Here is an 18,314-nt window from a genome sequence, read left to right as displayed (position 1 = left end):
GAGGGCCACGGCTCCAGCACCAGCACCAGCACCGGCACCAGCTCCACGCCCGCCCCAACCCCCGCCCCAGCCCCGACACCGGCTCAGTCGAACCGAATGTGCCGCACCCCGATCCGTATCTGCCGCAGCCGGGTCCGCATCGCGCCCTCGTCGTTCGGCCTGAGCGTCAGTCCGGCCAGGACGGCGATCCGGTCGGCGGTCTTCGGCACGGTGGAGTGGTCGGTCCACAGATGCTCGGCGAACTCGTCCTCGCGCAGCCGCTCCAGGCAGTGGTCGAGCTGCGCCACCGCCCAGGTCTCCCTGCCCAGGCCGGAGTTCTTCCCGGTCACGTACTGGAGGAGGTGCCCGAAGCCGCGCTCCCGAAGCCGCCGCAGCACGGTCTCGCGCTCGGCGAGGAGGGTGAAGTGCCGTACGTCATGGCCGAGTTCCCGAAGCCGGCCCACGGTCTCCGCGAAGTAGCCGGAGTCCGTGACCGTCATGGGCACGATCACCACACCGTCCTGCCGGGTGAGGGCGAGGTCCAGGACCTCGACGACACCCTGCCGCCAGGCCGTCAGGTCCTGGAAGTTCCCGCGCAGCGCGGGCGGCATCATGCGGCGCAGCCCGAATCCGGCGTGCTCGGGGTCGCAGACCACGCTGCCGGGCAGGCGGCGCCCGAGTTCGTAGGCGGTCTGTGTCTTGCCGCCCCCGAAAGGGCCGTTGATCCACAGGAGCATGCGCAGACCCTAGTGGGAAGGGGTTACGCGCACGTCACACGGCCCGTGCCCGGGCTCAGCCCTGCCCGCCTCCCGCGCGCACCAGCCCGGTCTCGTAGGCGAGGACCACCACCTGCACCCGGTCCCTGAGGCCCAGCTTGGTCAGGATGCGGCCCACATGGGTCTTCACGGTCGCCTCGGACAGCACGAGCCGGGCCGCGATCTCTCCGTTGGACAGCCCCTGGGCGACCAGCACCATGACCTCGCGCTCACGGTCGGTGAGCCGCTCCAGCTCCTTGTGCTGGGGCTCCTTGCCGGTGCTGGGCAGCATCGGCGCGAACCGGTCGAGCAGCCGACGGGTCGTGGAGGGGGCGACGACGGCGTCACCGCTGTGCACGGAGCGGATCGCGGCGAGCAGCTCGCCGGGCGGCACGTCCTTGAGCATGAAGCCGGAGGCGCCCGCCTTCAGCCCGGAGAAGGCGTACTCGTCGAGGTCGAAGGTGGTCAGGATCAGCACCTTCGGCGGGTTCGGGTCGGCGCAGATCCGCCGGGTGGTCTCCACGCCGTCGAGCTTGGGCATGCGGACGTCCATCAGCACCACGTCGACCTCTGTCGCGCGCAGCACCTGGAGGGCCTCCACGCCGTCCCCCGCCTCCGCGACGACCTCCATGTCCGGCTGGGCGGCGAGCACCATCCGGAACCCGGTGCGCAGCAGCACCTGGTCGTCGACGAGCATCACGCGGATCGTCATCGGGTCTCTTCCGTTTCCTCGGGGTCGTCAGGCGTAGTGATCAGGGGGCGTGACAGGTGTCAACAGGGGGCGTGCGTCGGCGTCAATGCGCTGGTTTGAGCGGCAGCAGAGCACTGATGCGGAATCCTCCGCCGGGGCGGGGGCCCGCGTCCAGGGTGCCGCCGACCATGCCGACCCGCTCGCGCATGCCGATCAGTCCGTGGCCCGCGCCGTCGGCGCCGCCCTCCTCGTACAGCTCGTGCGGGGCGCCCTTGCCGTCGTCCTCGACGAGCAGGCCGAGCCCGTCGTCGAAGTAGACCAGGCGCACGCTCGCGCCCGCGTTCGGCCCGCCGTGCTTGCGGGTGTTGGTGAGCGCCTCCTGCACGATGCGGTACGCCGTCAGCTCGACGCCGCTGGGCAGCGGGCGCGGGGTGCCCTCGACCTTGAAGTCGACGGGGAGCCCGGAGCCGCGGCACTGCTCGACCAGGTCCTCGATCTGCTCGACGTCCGGCTGCGGGACGTACTCGCCGCCCTCCTGGTGCTCGCCGGTGCGCAGCACGCCCAGCAGGCGGCGCATCTCGGCGAGGGCCTGGCGACCGGTGGAGGAGATGGTCTCCAGGGCCTTCTTGGCCTGGTCGGGCGCCGCGTCGAGCACATAGGCGGCGCCGTCGGCCTGGACGACCATCACGGAGACGTTGTGCGCGACGACGTCGTGCAGCTCGCGGGCGATCCGGGCGCGCTCGGCGGCGACGGCGACCTTGGCCTGCGCCTCGCGCTCCTTCTCCAGTCGGGCGTTGCGCTCCTCCAGCTGCGCGAAGTAGGCGCGCCGGGTGCGGATCGAGTCGCCGAGCACCCAGGCCAGGGCGAAGGGCACGGTCTGGAAGATCATGAGGGCGACGTTGCCGAGGCCGTTGGTGTTCTCGTTCCACCACCTCATCTGCGCCACCGGAGCCGCGCACAGACCGACGGTCAGCGCCAGTCTGGAGGCCCAGCGGGCGCCCGTCGCGGCCACGGTGTAGACGATCACCAGGAAGGCGAAGTCGGCACTGGTGGTCTCCATGTCCAGCGCGAGCTGCACCACCCCGAGCCCGATGGCCAGCAGCAGCATCTCCTCCGGCAACCGCCGCCGCAACGCGATGACCAGGCACAACAACAGGATGACCGGAACGATCACCAGCGGGGACTCGGTGCCCCGGGACTCCTGCCGGGCGGATTCGCTCGCGAGCGAGACCCCGAACAGGAAGACGGCCCAGAAGGCGTCGACACCTGTCGGGTGCCTGCGGAGGAAGTCGTAGAGGCGCTGCACGTAACCCAGCGTAGGGAAGCGTGATGTGTGCAGGGGTCAACCGGAGGGCCGATCCGTACCGCCCGCGCGTACTCCCCAAGGTGGAGGTTCCGTTCCTCTGTGCGCTTAGCCTGACCGCGTGACCGATGGGACGGCGGACGGGCCGAGGGGCGAGTGGACGGGCTGGCGGGCCGCGGCGGAGGCCGCCCTGTACGGGCCGGAGGGCTTCTACCGCAGGCCGGAGGGCCCCGTCGGACACTTCCGTACGTCCGTGCACGCCTCGCCGCTCTTCGCGGCGGCCGTGGCCCGGCTGCTGTGCCGGGTCGACGAGGCGCTGGGCCGTCCCGCGCGGCTCGACTTCGTGGACATGGCCGCGGGGCGCGGCGAGCTGGCCACCGGAGTCCTCGCGGCCCTGCCCGCCGAGGTGGCCGCACGCACCCGCGTGCACGCCGTCGAGATCGCCGACCGCCCCGCTGACCTCGCTCACCGGATCGAGTGGCTGCCCGAGCCCCCGACGGGCGTCACCGGGCTGCTGTTCGCCAACGAGTGGCTGGACAACGTCCCCGTCGAGGTCGCCGAGACGGACCCCTCGGGCGTGCCGCGCCGGGTTCTCGTACGACGGGACGGCCGCGAGCGTCCCGGGGAACCGGTGACCGGCGCGGAGGCCGAGTGGCTGGGCCGGTGGTGGCCGCTGCCGGCCGAGGAGGGACTGCGGGCCGAGATCGGCCTGCCCCGGGACGAGGCGTGGGCGGCGGCCGTGGCGACGGTCGAGCGGGGTCTCGCGGTCGCCGTCGACTACGCGCACACCAGGGACGCGCGCCCCCTCTTCGGGACGCTGACCGGCTTCCGGGAGGGGCGGGAGACGGCGCCGGTGCCGGACGGGTCGTGCGATCTCACGGCCCATGTGGCGCTGGACGCGTGCGCCGTCGCGCAGGGGCTGTCCGGAGGGCGCGTGCTGACCCAGCGCGATGCCCTGCGCGCCCTGGGAATCGCGGGCGCACGACCCCCGCTCGCGCTCGCGTCCACACAACCCGCCGAGTACGTACGCGCCCTCGCGCGCGCCGGTGAGGCGGCCGAGCTGACCGCGCCGGGCGGGCTCGGCGACTTCGGCTGGCTCATCCAGCCCGTCGGCGTCGACGGGCCGCTCGCCGACGGGCCGCTCACCGACGCCCTGCTTGTCGACGCCCTACTTGTCGATGTCCCCGACCACGAAGAACAGTGACCCGAGGATCGCCACCATGTCGGCCACCAGCGTCCCCGGCAGCAGCTCGACCAGCGCCTGGATGTTGTTGTACGACGCCGAGCGCAGCTTCAGCCGGTACGGGGTCTTCTCGCCCTTGCTGACGAGGTAGTAGCCGTTGATGCCGAGCGGGTTCTCGGTCCACGCGTACGTGTGCCCCTCGGGCGCCTTCAGGACCTTCGGGAGCCGCTGGTTGATCGGCCCGGGCTCCAGGTCCGCGAGCCGGTCGAGACAGGCGTCGGCGAGGTCGAGGGCGTTGTGGGTCTGCTCCAGGAGGACCTCGAAGCGGGCGAGGCAGTCGCCCTCCTGGCGGGTCACCACCCTCAGCGTGTCCTGGAGTTCGCCGTAGGCGAGGTAGGGCTCGTCGCGGCGCAGGTCGAAGTCGACGCCGGAACCGCGCGCGATGGGCCCGCTCACGCCGTACGCGTGCACGGTCCCGGGCGCGAGGACGCCGACGTCCCGGGTGCGCCCCCGGAAGATCTCGTTGCCGAGCACCAGGTCGTCGAAGCGGTCCATGCGCGAGCGCACCGCGGAGACGGCGGTACGCGCACGCGTGGTCCAGCCGGCCGGGAGGTCCTCCTTGAGGCCGCCGACCCGGTTGAACATGTAGTGCATCCGGCCGCCGGAGACCTCCTCCATGACGTTCTGGAGGACCTCCCGCTCCCGGAAGGCGTAGAAGACCGGGGTGATGCCGCCGAGCTCCAGCGGGTACGACCCGAGGAACATCAGGTGGTTCAGCACCCGGTTCAGCTCGGCGAGCAGCGTGCGCGTCCACACCGCGCGCGTGGGGACCTCCATGCCGAGCATGCGCTCCACGGCGAGGACCACGCCCAGCTCGTTGGAGAACGCCGACAGCCAGTCGTGGCGGTTGGCGAGCATGATGATCTGGCGGTAGTCGCGCGCCTCGAAGAGCTTCTCCGCGCCCCGGTGCATGTAGCCGATCACCGGCTCGGCGCTCACGATGCGCTCGCCGTCCAGGACCAGCTTCAGGCGCAGCACCCCGTGCGTGGACGGGTGCTGCGGTCCGATGTTGAGCACCATGTCGGTGCTCTCCGCGGCACCGCCGATGCCGACCGTGGTCTCCGTCGTGGGAGTCATGGACACAGTCTCTCCTACGTACGCTGGCCCTATGGAGACGGGGAGCGGGCAGGAGACAGAGACCGCAGGGGCCGAACCGGTGTGGACCGGGCTGCCGCCGGGGCTGCTGCGGATGCGGCGGCTGCTGCTGGTGGTGTGGCTCGGACTGCTCGCCGTGGGCCTGGGCCTGCTGCTCGGGCTGCTGTGCGGACCGGCCTGGGCGGCCTTCGCGGTGCTGCCGCTCGCCCTCATGGGCTGGGGCTGGGTGCTCATCGGCCGCAACTGGCGCTCCTGGCGCTACGCCGAGCGCGCCGACGACCTGCTGATCAGCCGGGGCGTGCTGTGGCGCGAGGAGACCGTCGTGCCGTACGGCCGCATGCAGCTGGTGGAGGTCACCTCCGGGCCCGTGGAGCGGCACTTCGGGCTGTCCAGCGTGCAGCTGCACACGGCAGCCGCGGCGACCGACGCGACCATCCCGGGCCTCGACCCGGCCGAGGCGGAGCGGCTGCGCGACCGGCTCACCGAACTCGGCGAGGCCCGATCGGCGGGCCTGTGACGACGCCGGGCGTCGACGACGCCGTACAGGAGAAGCGGGAGAAGGCGCCCGTCACCGAGCGGCGGCTGCATCCCATAACGCCGCTCAGGCGGGCGTGGGCGCCGGTGGCCGTCGTCATCGGGTGGGCCGTGCACGACCCGGACCAGGCGCAGCGCCAGCTGACCCGGCTGACGACCACCACCCTGCTGATCGCGCTCGCCGTCATCGTCCCGGCGGCCGCCCTGTACGGCTTTCTCACCTGGTGGTTCACCCACTTCGCGGTGACCGACACCGAACTGCGCATCCGGACCGGGCTGTTGTTCCGGCGCACCGCGCACATCCGGCTGGAGCGCATCCAGGCGATCGACGTGACACAGCCGCTCCTCGCGCGCGTGGCGGGCGTCGCCAAGCTCCGTCTGGACGTCGTCGGCACCGACAAGAAGGACGAGCTGGCCTTCCTCGGGGAGCGCGAGGCACGGGCGCTGCGCGCGGAACTCCTCGCGCGCGCCGCCGGGTTCGCGCCCGAGACCGCGCACGAGGTCGGCGAGGCCCCGGCGCGCGAGCTGCTGCGCACGCCTCCGCGCGATCTCGCGCTCTCCCTGGTGCTGACGGGCGCCACCTGGGTCACGCTGGTCGCCGCCCTCGTCGTACCGACCCTGCTGTGGCTGGCCACCCACAGCGCGTGGACGGTCCTCGCGACCGCCGTGCCGCTGCTCGGCGCGGCGGGGGCGAGCAGCGTGGGGCGGTTCGTCACCGAGTACGACTGGACGGTGGGCGAGTCCCCGGACGGGCTGCGCATCGACCACGGGCTCCTGGACCGCACCCACGAGACGGTGCCGCCGGGGCGGGTGCAGACCGTGCGGATCGTCGAGCCGCTGCTGTGGCGGCGGCGCGGCTGGGTGCGGGTCGAGCTGGACGTGGCCGGCTCGTCCAACTCGGTGCTCGTACCGGTCGCCCCGCGCGAGGTCGCCGAGGCGGTCGTCGCGCGCGTGCTGCCCGGCGTCACCGTGCCGCCGCCCTCGGCGCTGTCCCGGCCCCCGCGGCGGGCCGGCCGGTGCGTGCCCCTGTGGTGGCGCGGTTACGGACTCGCCGTGACCGACGCGGTGTTCGCGGCCCGCCAGGGACTGCTGCGCCGGAGCCTGGCGCTCGTCCCGCACGCGAAGGTCCAGAGCGTACGGCTCTCCCAGGGGCCCTGGAAGCGGCTGTGGCGGGTCGCCGACGTCCATGTGGACACGGGGGCCAACAAGACCGTCACGGCCCGGCTGAGGGACGCTCAGGAGGCCGCGGAGCTGCTCGGGGCGCAGGCGGAGCGGTCTCGGACGGGACGGAAAGGGGCGCGGCCCGACCGGTGGATGGTCTGACCGCGCCCCTGCGAGCGTCCGTGGCGTGAGCGTCCGTGCCGTGAACGTCCGTACGTCCCGTCAGGAGACCGCGCTGCGCAGTCCCTGGAGGTCGATCTGCTCCGTCTCGTCGTGCGCCGTCAGGTCGATGACCTGGCCGATGCCCCGGGACTCCTCGTCGGCCGGCTTGAACTCCGCCTCCGACTCGGCCTTGTGCAGGGCGAGGGCCTCCTGGCCGACCACGTCGGCGAGGTCCTCGTTCTGCACGGCCTCCAGGGCGTCGCGCGAGGTGCCCGCCTTGGTGCCGAAGAAGTCGAACCCGCCCTCGACCCGGGGGCGCCGGGCGGGAGCGGCGGGCACGACCGCCACCGCGGTCGGGGCGATGAAGTGCCCCGCGGGCTGCTGCGTGGGCCGGTCGGCTCTGACCGAGGTGGCGGCGGCCGCGTGCTCATGCCCGTCGACCGCCTCGGGCTTCCCCCGCGCCTCGTCCTCCTGCGCGGCCTCCGCCTCGGTGCCGGCGGCGTCCGCCGCACCCGAACCGGCGGTCACCGGACGGGGCTTGACCTCGGCCTTCACCTTGACCGTCGAGTCCGGCTTGACCGTCGAGTCCGGCTTGGTCTTCGCGTCCGGCTTGACCTTCGCGTCCGCCTTGGCCTTCGGACCGGCCTCGGGCCCGCCGTCGTTCGCCGGGTCCTGAGCCGCGTCCACTTCAGCGTCCTCGGACTCGGCGTCGGCCTCGGCCTCGGACTCGGCCGCCCCGGCACCGCCCTCGTCCAGCCGCTTGAGCGCCGCGCTGGCCCGCAGGAACAGCCGGGACCCCTCCGGGGAGAAGATCGCGGGCCGCTCCGGCGTCTCCTCCGAAGCCTCCGAGCCCTCCGACGCCCCGGCAGTCCCGGTCGCGGTCTCCTCGTCCGCCCCGACCGCCTCCGCAGCCGGCAACGCCCGGGACGGCTCCGCGGTCGCCTCTATCTCCAGCAGCCGGCGGCCCTCAAGGGCGCTCGCCCGCTCGGTCTCCGCCGTGGCGTACCGCCGCAGCAGCGCCGCGTGTTCGTTGCGCAGGCCCGCCAGTTCGGCGCGCTTGGCGCGCAGCCGCTGCTCCAGCTTGGCGCGCAGCTCGCGCGACTCCTCGAGGTCGGTCTCGAGTTCGGCGGCCCGCTCCTCGTGCCGCCACTCGTCGCTCGCACGCGCACGCGTGAGATCGGCGACCTGCTTGCCCGCCTGTGCGTCCCAGCGGCGCATGACGGCCGCCCCGACCACCGCGACCGCCGCGGCGAACGCGGCTATGACGCGCAGCACGGCGGTCTGCGAGAACAACCAGGGGCCGAAGGCGCAGACGAGGGAGACGCCGGCGATCGCCGAAGGAGGCAGCAGCCTGTGCAAGGGCGGGGAATGGCGGTGACGTCCACGTGGCATGGCCAGAAACTTACCGCGCGTAGGCGAATCGTGGTGCCCCGCCCCGTAAAAACACAGCCACCCCGCAGCCTTCACACGACATCGGGAATCCGGCCGGCCGTCGAATTCGGCCTATTGATCACCGAGTCGCCCGCTGATCCACTGCAAGGTCGCCGGGATCTCCCGCCGCCAGGTGTTGAAGTTGTGACCCCCGCTTTCGAGGATGATCGACGAGATCCGGGTCGTTCCCGCGGCCTTCACCCGGTCTATGAACTTCAACGTGTCCTTGTAGTTCGTCTCGCCCTCCTTGCTGCTGGTGACGAGCAGTGAGGTGTCAGGGCCGGGCAGGTGTTTGAGGCACCACCACAGGTTCGCGCGGTTGCGCAGCGCCTTGTCGCCCTGGAAGAGATCGCCCGTGGTGGGGTCCACCGGAGCCCTGTAGTAGGGCGACAGACCCGCCCCGGCCGCGTAGACACGGGGGTGGTGCATGGCGAGCTTCAGCGCGCAGTAGCCGCCGGTCGAATCGCCGATGATCCCCCAACTCCCCGGCTCCCGGCCCACCCTGTAGTGCGCGGTCACCGCTTCCGGCAGGTCCTTCGCGAAGAACGACTCGGTCCGCGGGCCGCCGGGAACGTCCACGCACTCGGTGTCCCGGGGCGGCGCGACCGTCGGCCGCATCATGACCAGGATCATCGGCTGCATACGGCCGCTCTTGGCGAGTTCCAGGGCCGTGCGCGGATAGTGGAGTTTGTCCACCAGCGCCCTGGCCGTGCCGGGATAACCGGTGAGGACGAGGGCCGCTGGGAAGGTGCGCGCGCGATAGCGGGACTGGAAATACTCCGGAGGCAGATAGACGTACGCGGGTGTGGCGATGTGTGTCGTACGCCCGACGATGTCGACCTTCTGGATCTGCCCGCCCGACGATGGCCGAAAGCCGCCCCTGCCGGGCACGTTTCCTATGTCGGTCACCTTCAGGGGCCCGGCCGGACGGTCGCCCAGGGTGTGGTCGACCACCACGCCCTGGTCGGTCTCCCGGCCGAGCAGGTCGGCCCAGGAGGCGTAGAAGCCGAAGGCCTGGTTGGCGGCGAGCCCGACCGAGACGAAGAGCATGCACTGTGTCGCGAGCAGCAGCCCGACCCGGCCGCTGACGGACCGCCAGCCGCGCCGGGCCAGCCTCGGCCACAGCCACACCGTGCCGACGAACAGCACCACGGCGACCAGGACCGCTGCCACCAGCGTGTTGTTGCTCGTGAGACCCATTGCTTGCTTTCGCTTTCCTCGGCCTTTGAAACGGCTTTGAGAAGGTGAGTGAACCTCTTCTCGCGAGACACCGTCCTAGAGGGCGCAATGTCGCCGGATGCCCGAATCAGGGCTCCGGATCCAAAGTCACTCGCAGAGCTACGGGATGCGATGTCTGTCAGGACAGATGAGGAAATGTCGGGCGGGGTTCCGATCCGATCCACACGGCTGCGGCGTGCCCTGCACGGCCCGCGCCCCGAAGTAGTCCCCGTCCTCGTCGCCAGAGCCTGCGCACTAGTGGGGCTACTGGACATCGCCGCCGGCGTCTTCCCACGCTTCCGGCACAGCCGCATGCACACCATGGCCGAGGTACTGCCCGGCGCGCTCGGCCCGTTCGCGGCCGCGCTGTCGCTGAGCACCGGGGTCCTGCTGCTGCTGCTCGCCCACGGACTCAGGCGCCGCAAGCGCCGGGCCTGGCGCGCGGCCGTGGCCCTGCTGCCGGCGGGCGCGCTGGCGCAGTTCTCGTACCGCCACTCGCTCCTCGGCGTGGCGATCTCGCTCGCCCTGCTCGCGCCGCTGCTGCGCCACCGCGACCAGTTCAAGGCGCTGCCCGACCCGCGCAGCCGCTGGCGCGCGCTCGCCAACTTCGTCCTCATGGGCGCCGGTTCCCTCGTGCTCGGGCTGGTCATCGTCAGCGTCCACCCGCACCGCATGGTCGGCGACCCGAGCCTGGCCGATCGCATTACGCACGTCCTGTACGGCCTCTTCGGCTTCGAGGGCCCCGTCGACTACGAGGGCGACACCTCGTGGACCGTCGGCGTCTCCCTGGGCGCCCTGGGCCTGCTCACGGCGGTCACCACGATCTACCTGGCCTTCCGCCCCGAGCACCCCGCCGCCCGGCTCACCGAGGACGACGAGGCCCGGCTGCGCGCCCTGCTGGACAAGCACGGCCGCCGCGACTCCCTCGGCCACTTCGCGCTGCGCCGCGACAAGGCCGTCGTCTTCTCCCCCAGCGGCAAGGCCGCCGTGACCTACCGCGTCGTCTCCGGCGTGATGCTCGCCAGCGGTGACCCGATCGGCGACGTCGAGGCCTGGCCCGGCGCCATCGAACGCTTCATGGACGAGGCCAAGGCGCACTCCTGGACGCCCGCCGTCATGGGCTGCTCGGAGACCGGCGGCGAGGTGTGGACCCGTGAGACCGGCCTCGACGCCCTCGAACTGGGCGACGAGGCGGTGGTGGACGTCGCGGATTTCTCGCTCGCCGGCCGCGCGATGCGCAATGTCCGCCAGATGGTCAAGCGTATCGAGCGGGCCGGTTACGAGACCCGGGTCCGGCGCGTCCGTGACCTCGGGGAGACCGAGCTGGAGCGCTTGCGCCAGGCCGCCGACGACTGGCGCGGCACCGACACCGAGCGCGGCTTCTCCATGGCGCTCGGCCGCATCGGCGACCTCGCCGACGGCGACTGCCTGATCGCGACCGCCCACAAGGCCGACGACCAGCCCGGCCCCTACGGCGACCTCAAGGCGATCCTGCACTTCGTGCCCTGGGGCACCGACGGCGCCTCCCTCGACCTCATGCGCCGCGACCGCTCGGCCGACCCCGGCATGAACGAACTGCTCATCGTCGCGGCCCTCCAGGCGGCCCCGAAGTTCGGCATCACGCGCGTGTCCCTGAACTTCGCGATGTTCCGCTCGGCCCTCGCCCGCGGCGAGAAGATCGGCGCGGGCCCGGTGCTGCGCGCCTGGCGGGGCCTGCTCGTCTTCCTCTCGCGCTGGTTCCAGATCGAGTCCCTCTACAAGTTCAACGCGAAGTTCCAGCCCCGCTGGGAGCCCCGCTTCGTCGTCTACCGCGCCTCCGGCGACCTCCCGCGCATCGGCTTCGCGGCCATGCAGGCCGAGGGCTTCGTCAACCTCGCGCTCCCCCTGCCGCGCTTCCTGCGCCGCCGTACGCACACCCCGCGCGCGTGTGCCCACGTGGTCGCCGAGACGGACGTAAGAGCGGCGTGACCACGGGCCCACGGGCCACCCGGGACAGGCCCGGACGGAAGCCTCACCCCCTCATCCAGCCCGAGGGCCTCCGTCCGGGCCGCACGGCCGTACGGCTCCACGCTGGGCCTAGGCTGAACGTATGAGCAAGCAGAGCGGACGCGGGCGCGTCGCCGGCCTTCCGGAATGGGACCGCTGCGCGGTCATGGGAGTCGTGAACGTCACCCCCGACTCCTTCTCCGACGGCGGCCGCTGGTTCGACACGACGACCGCCGTCAAGCACGGCCTCGCCCTTGTCGCGGAGGGTGCCGACCTCGTCGACGTCGGCGGCGAGTCCACCCGGCCAGGCGCCACCCGCGTCGACGAGGCCGAGGAGCTCCGCCGCGTCATCCCCGTCGTCCGCGGCCTCGCCGCCGAGGGCGTCACCGTCTCCGTCGACACCATGCGCGCCTCGGTCGCGGCCCGGGCCCTCGCCGCGGGCGCAACCCTCGTCAACGACGTCAGCGGCGGCCTCGCCGACCCCGCGATGATCCCGGTCGTCGCCGACGCGGGCGCCCCCTTCGTCGTCATGCACTGGCGCGGCTTCCTGGAGGGCGGCGGCATCAAGGGCGTCTACGCCGATGTCGTCACCGAGGTCGTCGACGAACTCCGCGCGCGCGTGGACGCCGTCCTCGCGGGCGGCATCGCCCCGGACCGGATCGTCGTCGACCCCGGCCTCGGCTTCTCCAAGGACGCCGAGCACGACCTCGTCCTCCTCTCCCACCTCGACCGCCTCCTCGGCCTCGGCCATCCCCTGCTCGTCGCCGCCTCCCGCAAGCGCTTCCTCGGCCGGGTCCTCGCCGGCCCGAGCAGCGCCCCGCCGCCCGCCCGCGAGCGCGACGCCGCCACGGCCGCCGTCTCCGCCCTCGCGGCGCACGCCGGCGCGTGGGCGGTACGCGTGCACGAGGTGCGCGCGACGGCGGACGCGGTCCGGGTCGCCCGCGCCGTGGAAGGAGCCCGGTGAGCGCCCCCCACACCGACGTCGAACAGGTGGAAGCCGCCAACACGGCCTTCTACGAGGCTCTGGAGCGCGGTGACTTCGAGGAGGTGTCGGCGCTCTGGCTGACCCCGGCCGACCTGGGCGTCGACGAGGAGTACCACGACCCGGCCGACGCCGGCGTGGTCTCCTGCGTGCACCCCGGCTGGCCCGTGCTGACCGGTCGCGGCGAGGTCCTCAGGTCGTACGCGCTGATCATGGCGAACACCGACTACATCCAGTTCTTCCTCACCGACGTGCATGTCTCCGTCACCGGCGACACCGCCCTGGTGACCTGCACCGAGAACATCCTCAGCGGCGGTCCCGCGCCCGAGGGCGGCGAGGAGCTCGGCCCGCTCGTCGGCCAGCTGGTGGTCGCCACGAACGTGTTCCGCCGCACCCCGGAGGGCTGGAAGCTCTGGTCCCACCACGCCTCCCCGGTCCTGGCGGAGAACGACGAGGAGGAGGACGAGGAGACCCCGTCCTGATCCGTCCGTGACCCGCCCCTGACCCGTCAGGACCAAGAAGTGGTTGGAATCACGAACCCCTGGGTATGGGCGGCTACCAACCCGTGAGCCGCCGGGTTCCCCAGGGGAAACGCATGGTGAAACCTCCTGGACCCGGCACCGGCCCGCGCCCCCGCGGCCCGGCTGTGTCAGTGCTCGCAGGTAGATTCGTTCGAGGCCGGTGTGCCGCCCGCACACGGTACGGACCGGCCGTGACCGACGATTGCAGGAGTGATTCGCGTGGATCGTGTCGCGCTGCGCGGCCTGAAGGCCCGTGGGCACCACGGAGTGTTCCCCCGGGAGCGCGAGGAGGGCCAGACCTTCGTCGTGGACCTCGTCCTGGGCCTGGACACCCGGCCCGCCGCCGCCGACGACGACCTGGCGAAGACCGTGCACTACGGCATCGTGGCGGAGGAAGTCGTGGCCGTCGTCGAGGGCGAGCCCGTCAATCTCATCGAGACACTCGCCGAGCGCATCGCCCAGGTCTGTCTCAAGCACGACGGGGTAGAGGAGGTCGAGGTCCGGGTCCACAAGCCCGACGCACCGATCACCGTGCCCTTCGACGACGTGACCGTCACCATCACCCGGAGCCGAGCATGACCGCGTCCTTCGCGGGTCACAGCGACCCGACCGTACAGCCGGTACCCGCCTCCGTCGTGCAGCAGGTGGACGCCGCCGACACCACCCTGCACAACCCCAGGCGGGCCGTGATCTCCCTCGGCTCCAACCTCGGCAACCGCCTGGAGACCCTCCAGGGCGCCATCGACGCCCTGGAGGACACCCCGGGCGTCCGCGTCAAGGCCGTCTCCCCGGTCTACGAGACCGAGCCGTGGGGCGTGGCGGCCGACAGCCAGCCCTCGTACTTCAACGCGGTCGTGGTGCTCAAGACCACCCTCCCGCCGGCCTCCCTGCTGGAGCGGGCGCACGCGGTCGAGGAGGCGTTCAACCGGGTGCGGGACGAGCGCTGGGGTCCGCGCACCCTCGACGTCGACATCGTCGCCTACGCCGAGATCGTCTCGGACGACCCGGTCCTCACCCTGCCCCACCCGCGCGCCCATGAGCGCGCCTTCGTCCTCGCCCCCTGGCACGACGTGGAGCCCGAGGCCCAGCTGCCCGGCCGCGGCCCGGTCGCCGAGCTCCTCGGCACCGTCACCCGGGAGGGCGTGGAAGCCCGCAAGGACCTGGAACTCCAGCTGCCCGAATAGCCGTTAAGGTCAAGACGGCCACAGTTCGTGGGACGACGGGGGAGCTGAAGGGGCACCGTGAGAGAGCTGCGCATCAGGCTGCTGGCCGGCGTGTTCGTCGTCGCCGGAATCCTGTCCTGGGCGGGCGCCCGCCTGTGGAACTCCGTCGGGACCCTGCCCAGCGTCCCGCTGGCCGCCCCCATCGTCCTCGCCCTGATCGCCGTGGTCCTCATGGCCACGGCGCTCTCCATCCGCGCCCGCCTCAAGGCCCAGCGCGAGCGCGACCCCGACGCCAAGGGCGTCGACCCCCTGATGGCCGCCCGCGCGGTCGTCTTCGGCCAGGCCAGCGCCCTGGTCGCCGCCCTGGTCTCCGGCATGTACGGCGGCACCGGCGCCTTCCTGCTGGAGTCCCTCGACATCCCCGCCCGCCGCGACCAGGCCATCTACGCCGGCTTCTCGGTCCTCGCGGGCATCGCGGTGATAGTGGCGGCGATCTTCCTGGAACGCGTCTGCAAGCTCCCGGAGGACGACGACCGCAACAGCGGGGCCACGTCGGCCGCCTGAGCCGTCAGCGGGCCATGATCAGGCTCATCGCCTCGTTGCGCGTCGCCGCGTCCCGCAGCTGACCGCGCACGGCCGAGGTGAGCGTCTTGGCACCGGGCTTGCGGATCCCCCGCATCGACATGCACATGTGCTCGCACTCCACCACGACGATGACGCCGCGCGGCTCCAGGATGTCCATCAGGGAGTCCGCGATCTGTGTGGTGAGTCGTTCCTGCACCTGCGGCCGGCGGGCGTAGACGTCCACGAGCCGGGCCAGCTTGGACAGCCCCGTGATCTTGCCGGTGGTGGCCGGAATGTAGCCGACGTGCGCGACGCCCCGGAACGGGACCAGGTGATGCTCGCAGGTCGAGTACACCTCGATGTCCTTCACCAGCACCATCTCGTCGTGCCCCAGGTCGAACGTCGTGGTCAGCACGTCCTCGGGCTTCTGCCACAGCCCCGCGAATATCTCCTTGTACGCCCGTGCCACCCGCGCCGGCGTCTCCCTGAGTCCCTCCCGGTCCGGGTCCTCGCCGACCGCGATGAGGAGTTCGCGTACGGCGTTCTCCGCGCGCTTCTCGTCGAACTCGCCGATGGAGCCCTCGCCGTCCAGCGTCACGGGGTCGGTCATCTGGTGCCTCGTTCCTAGAGTCGCTCACGGCCCAAAAACGCCGCGGCCCCCAGGCTAAAACCTGGGGGCCGCGGCATCCATTCCGGGCCCGGTGAGGTCACCGGGGCGGACGGTGGACGTCAGCTCTCGGGACGCTCCTCGGGAACCGCCTCGGTGGCCGGCTCCGACGCGGTGGCCTTGGCGGTGCTGATCGCCGGGGTCGCGCCGTTGGCGCCGTTCGTCAGTGCGAGCTCCTTGGGGGAGAGCACCGGCGGACGGGTGGACGGCGTGCGTCGCGAGGACCCGGTCCAGGCGGGCCGTGCCGGGCGCTTGACGATGGCGGAGAAGATCTCGGCGATCTGCTCCTTGCCCAGCGTCTCCTTCTCCAGCAGCTGGAGGACCAGGTTGTCGAGGACGTCGCGGTTCTCGACCAGGATCTCCCAGGCCTCGTTGTGCGCGTTCTCGATGAGCTTCTTGACCTCTTCGTCCACCAGCGCGGCGACCTCTTCGGAGTAGTCGCGCTGGTGGGCCATCTCACGCCCGAGGAACGGCTCGGTGTTGTCGCCACCGAACTTGATGGCGCCGAGACGCTCGGTCATGCCGTACTGCGTGACCATCGCGCGGGCCGTCGCCGTGGCCTTCTCGATGTCGTTCGCGGCGCCGGTGGTCGGGTCGTGGAAGACCAGTTCCTCGGCGGCGCGACCACCCAGCATGTAGGCGAGCTGGTCGAGCATCTCGTTGCGCGTGGTCGAGTACTTGTCCTCGTCCGGCAGGACCATCGTGTAGCCCAGAGCACGGCCTCGGGAGAGGATCGTGATCTTGTGGACCGGGTCGGAGTTCGGGGAAGCCGCCGCGACCAGGGCGTGTCCGCCCTCGTGGTACGCGGTGATCTTCTTCTCCTTGTCCGACATGATCCGGGTCCGCTTCTGCGGGCCCGCGACCACACGGTCGATCGCCTCGTCCAGCATCGAGTTGTCGATCAGCTTCTTGTCGCTGCGGGCGGTGAGCAGGGCGGCCTCGTTGAGGACGTTGCTCAGGTCCGCGCCGGTGAAGCCCGGCGTGCGACGCGCGACCGCCGACAGATCGACGTCCGGAGCGACCGGCTTGCCCTTCTGGTGGACCTTGAGGATCTCCAGACGGCCCTGCATGTCCGGGCGGTCGACCGCGATCTGGCGGTCGAAGCGGCCGGGCCGCAGGAGGGCCGGGTCGAGGATGTCGGGCCGGTTCGTCGCGGCGATGAGGATCACGCCGCCCTTGACGTCGAAGCCGTCCATCTCGACGAGCAGCTGGTTGAGCGTCTGCTCGCGCTCGTCGTGACCGCCGCCGAGGCCGGCGCCGCGATGGCGGCCGACCGCGTCGATCTCGTCGACGAAGACGATCGCCGGGGCGTTCGCCTTGGCCTGCTCGAAGAGGTCACGGACTCGGGAGGCACCGACACCGACGAACATCTCGACGAAGTCGGAACCCGAGATCGAGTAGAACGGCACCCCGGCCTCGCCCGCGACGGCGCGCGCGAGCAGGGTCTTGCCGGTGCCGGGAGGGCCGTACAGCAGTACGCCCTTGGGGATCTTGGCCCCGACGGCCTGGAACTTGGCCGGTTCCTGGAGGAACTCCTTGATCTCCTGGAGCTCCTCGACGGCCTCGTCCGAGCCGGCGACGTCCGAAAACGTCGTCTTCGGGGTGTCCTTGGTGATGAGCTTCGCCTTGGACTTGCCGAAGTTCATGACCCGGGAGCCGCCGCCCTGCATCTGGTTCATCAGAAACAGGAAGACGACCACGATGAGGACGAAGGGGAGCAGGGAGAGCAGGATCCCGACGAAGGCGTTCTGCTTCGTCGGCGAGACGGTGTACCCGTCGGGGATCTGCTTGTCCTGGAACTTGGTCTGCAGCACGCTGGCGAGGGTCACGCCCTGGTCGCCGATGTAGCTCGCCTGGATCTTCGAGCTGCCGTCGACCTTCTCGCCTTCCTTGAGCTCGACCTTGATGGTCTGCTCGTCGCCGGTGGTCAGTTTGGCCTGCTGGACCTTGTTGTCATTGATCGCCTGGACGACCTGGCCGGTGTCCACCGTCTTGTAGCCGCCGGACGAGCCGACGACCTGCATCAACACGACCACGGCAAGGACGGCCAGCACGATCCACATGACCGGCCCACGGAAGTATCGCTTCACGTCCATCCATACGGAGCGATGTCGCCCCGTCCCTCCTGCCATAGTGAGTTTGATAAGACAGTTCTTCTGACGGTACCCCAGCATTGTGGCCCGAAGCCGCACGGGACGGCTGGCTGACCCGTCTGCATGCTCCAACGGCGCGATGCCCGCTGGGGTTCCCGATCTTCCTACGGGGCTGGGCCCTTCGGGTCATCCGCCGTAGACGTGAGGCGCGAGCGTACCGACGAACGGGAGGTTGCGGTACTTCTCGGCGTAGTCGAGGCCGTAGCCGACGACGAACTCGTTGGGGATGTCGAAGCCGACCCATTCGACGTCGATGGCGACCTTGGCGGCGTCCGGCTTGCGCAGCAGGGTGCAGACCTTCAGCGACTCCGGCTCGCGCGAGCCGAGGTTGGACAGCAGCCACGACAGGGTCAGGCCGGAGTCGATGATGTCCTCGACGATCAGGACGTGCCGGCCCTTGATGTCGGTGTCGAGGTCCTTGAGGATCCGCACCACACCGGAGGACTGGGTGCCCGCGCCGTAGGAGGACACGGCCATCCAGTCCATGGTGACGGGGGTGGACAGCGCCCGGGCGAGGTCGGCCATGACCATCACCGCGCCCTTGAGGACGCCGACGATCAGCAGGTCCTTGTCCGCGTACTCCGCGTCGATCTTCGCGGCGAGCTCCACGAGCTTCGCGTCGATCTCTTCCTTGGTGATGAGTACCTCTTTGAGGTCGGCACCCATGTCTTTCGCGTCCACCCGCATCACTTTCGGTCGTCCCACC

Annotated in this window: 18 protein-coding genes; 9 read left to right on the top strand and 9 right to left on the bottom strand. The window is 71.3% G+C overall.

Annotated features, from left to right (window positions below; genetic code table 11):
* Nucleotides 1–83: 83 nt before the first annotated feature.
* From G3I78_RS16935 to G3I78_RS16925, 3 genes are all read right to left on the bottom strand, one after another.
* Complete coding sequence (locus tag G3I78_RS16935) at nt 84–716, bottom strand: AAA family ATPase (protein ID WP_164425161.1); 633 nt, start codon at nt 714–716, stop codon at nt 84–86.
* 55 nt (nt 717–771) lie between these two features.
* Complete coding sequence (locus G3I78_RS16930; RefSeq protein ID WP_164425159.1) at nt 772–1,446, bottom strand: response regulator transcription factor; 675 nt, start codon at nt 1,444–1,446, stop codon at nt 772–774.
* Between the two features lie 82 nt (nt 1,447–1,528).
* The gene (locus tag G3I78_RS16925) at nt 1,529–2,731 is read right to left on the bottom strand and encodes a sensor histidine kinase (protein WP_164425157.1); all 1,203 of its coding nucleotides are present in this window, start codon (nt 2,729–2,731) and stop codon (nt 1,529–1,531) included.
* Between the two features lie 118 nt (nt 2,732–2,849).
* Here G3I78_RS16925 and G3I78_RS16920 point away from each other — a divergent pair, with 118 nt between their 5' ends.
* Nucleotides 2,850–3,932: an SAM-dependent methyltransferase gene (locus G3I78_RS16920; RefSeq protein WP_164425155.1), complete on the top strand. Its 1,083-nt coding sequence runs from the start codon at nt 2,850–2,852 to the stop codon at nt 3,930–3,932.
* On the opposite strand, the gene G3I78_RS16915 is transcribed toward G3I78_RS16920, so the two are convergent.
* A complete protein-coding gene (locus G3I78_RS16915; protein ID WP_164425153.1) occupies nt 3,897–5,048 on the bottom strand; it encodes an NADH-quinone oxidoreductase subunit D in 1,152 nt (383 codons plus the stop codon). The genes G3I78_RS16920 and G3I78_RS16915 overlap by 36 nt on opposite strands.
* 31 nt (nt 5,049–5,079) lie before the next feature.
* Here G3I78_RS16915 and G3I78_RS16910 point away from each other — a divergent pair, with 31 nt between their 5' ends.
* Both G3I78_RS16910 and G3I78_RS16905 read left to right on the top strand, forming a co-directional pair.
* A complete protein-coding gene (locus tag G3I78_RS16910) occupies nt 5,080–5,583 on the top strand; it encodes a PH domain-containing protein (RefSeq protein WP_164425151.1) in 504 nt (167 codons plus the stop codon).
* Nucleotides 5,580–6,923, top strand: a complete 1,344-nt coding sequence (locus G3I78_RS16905) for a PH domain-containing protein (protein ID WP_164425149.1) — start codon at nt 5,580–5,582, stop codon at nt 6,921–6,923. Before G3I78_RS16910 ends, G3I78_RS16905 begins: the two co-directional genes overlap by 4 nt.
* Before the next feature lie 60 nt (nt 6,924–6,983).
* Here the strand turns inward: G3I78_RS16905 and G3I78_RS16900 are convergent, their stop codons facing one another.
* Nucleotides 6,984–8,315, bottom strand: a complete 1,332-nt coding sequence (locus G3I78_RS16900; RefSeq protein ID WP_203615013.1) for a hypothetical protein — start codon at nt 8,313–8,315, stop codon at nt 6,984–6,986.
* Between the two features lie 111 nt (nt 8,316–8,426).
* On the bottom strand, nt 8,427–9,554 hold the full coding sequence (locus G3I78_RS16895) for an alpha/beta hydrolase-fold protein (protein ID WP_164425147.1): 1,128 nt from the start codon (nt 9,552–9,554) through the stop codon (nt 8,427–8,429).
* Nucleotides 9,555–9,728: 174 nt separating this feature from the next.
* Here G3I78_RS16895 and G3I78_RS16890 point away from each other — a divergent pair, with 174 nt between their 5' ends.
* From G3I78_RS16890 to G3I78_RS16865, 6 genes are all read left to right on the top strand, one after another.
* Nucleotides 9,729–11,540 (top strand): phosphatidylglycerol lysyltransferase domain-containing protein, encoded by a 1,812-nt coding sequence (locus G3I78_RS16890; protein WP_164425145.1) that lies wholly within the window; start codon nt 9,729–9,731, stop codon nt 11,538–11,540.
* A 121-nt stretch (nt 11,541–11,661) separates the two neighbouring features.
* On the top strand, nt 11,662–12,522 hold the full coding sequence (gene folP, locus G3I78_RS16885) for a dihydropteroate synthase (RefSeq protein WP_164425143.1): 861 nt from the start codon (nt 11,662–11,664) through the stop codon (nt 12,520–12,522).
* Entirely contained in the window at nt 12,519–13,022 is a 504-nt protein-coding gene (locus G3I78_RS16880) for a nuclear transport factor 2 family protein (protein ID WP_164425141.1), read from the top strand. The genes folP and G3I78_RS16880 overlap by 4 nt, the downstream gene beginning before the upstream one ends.
* A gap of 258 nt (nt 13,023–13,280) precedes the next feature.
* Nucleotides 13,281–13,640, top strand: a complete 360-nt coding sequence (gene folB / locus G3I78_RS16875) for a dihydroneopterin aldolase (protein WP_164425139.1) — start codon at nt 13,281–13,283, stop codon at nt 13,638–13,640.
* A complete protein-coding gene (folK, locus tag G3I78_RS16870) occupies nt 13,637–14,245 on the top strand; it encodes a 2-amino-4-hydroxy-6-hydroxymethyldihydropteridine diphosphokinase (protein WP_164425137.1) in 609 nt (202 codons plus the stop codon). Before folB ends, folK begins: the two co-directional genes overlap by 4 nt.
* A 57-nt stretch (nt 14,246–14,302) precedes the next feature.
* On the top strand, nt 14,303–14,788 hold the full coding sequence (locus G3I78_RS16865) for a DUF3180 domain-containing protein (protein WP_164425135.1): 486 nt from the start codon (nt 14,303–14,305) through the stop codon (nt 14,786–14,788).
* Between the two features lie 4 nt (nt 14,789–14,792).
* Here the strand turns inward: G3I78_RS16865 and folE are convergent, their stop codons facing one another.
* From folE to hpt, 3 genes are all read right to left on the bottom strand, one after another.
* Nucleotides 14,793–15,398 (bottom strand): GTP cyclohydrolase I FolE, encoded by a 606-nt coding sequence (folE, locus tag G3I78_RS16860; protein ID WP_164425133.1) that lies wholly within the window; start codon nt 15,396–15,398, stop codon nt 14,793–14,795.
* A 119-nt stretch (nt 15,399–15,517) separates the two neighbouring features.
* Nucleotides 15,518–17,551 (bottom strand): ATP-dependent zinc metalloprotease FtsH, encoded by a 2,034-nt coding sequence (gene ftsH, locus G3I78_RS16855; protein ID WP_164425131.1) that lies wholly within the window; start codon nt 17,549–17,551, stop codon nt 15,518–15,520.
* Nucleotides 17,552–17,734: 183 nt separating this feature from the next.
* Nucleotides 17,735–18,295 (bottom strand): hypoxanthine phosphoribosyltransferase, encoded by a 561-nt coding sequence (hpt, locus tag G3I78_RS16850; protein WP_164425343.1) that lies wholly within the window; start codon nt 18,293–18,295, stop codon nt 17,735–17,737.
* Nucleotides 18,296–18,314: the final 19 nt, after the last annotated feature.

This window comes from Streptomyces sp. SID13726 (assembly GCF_010548375.1).
Taxonomy (GTDB): domain Bacteria; phylum Actinomycetota; class Actinomycetes; order Streptomycetales; family Streptomycetaceae; genus Streptomyces.
Note: the sequence above shows the minus strand (reverse complement) of the source record. Positions and strands in the feature narration are given on the sequence as shown.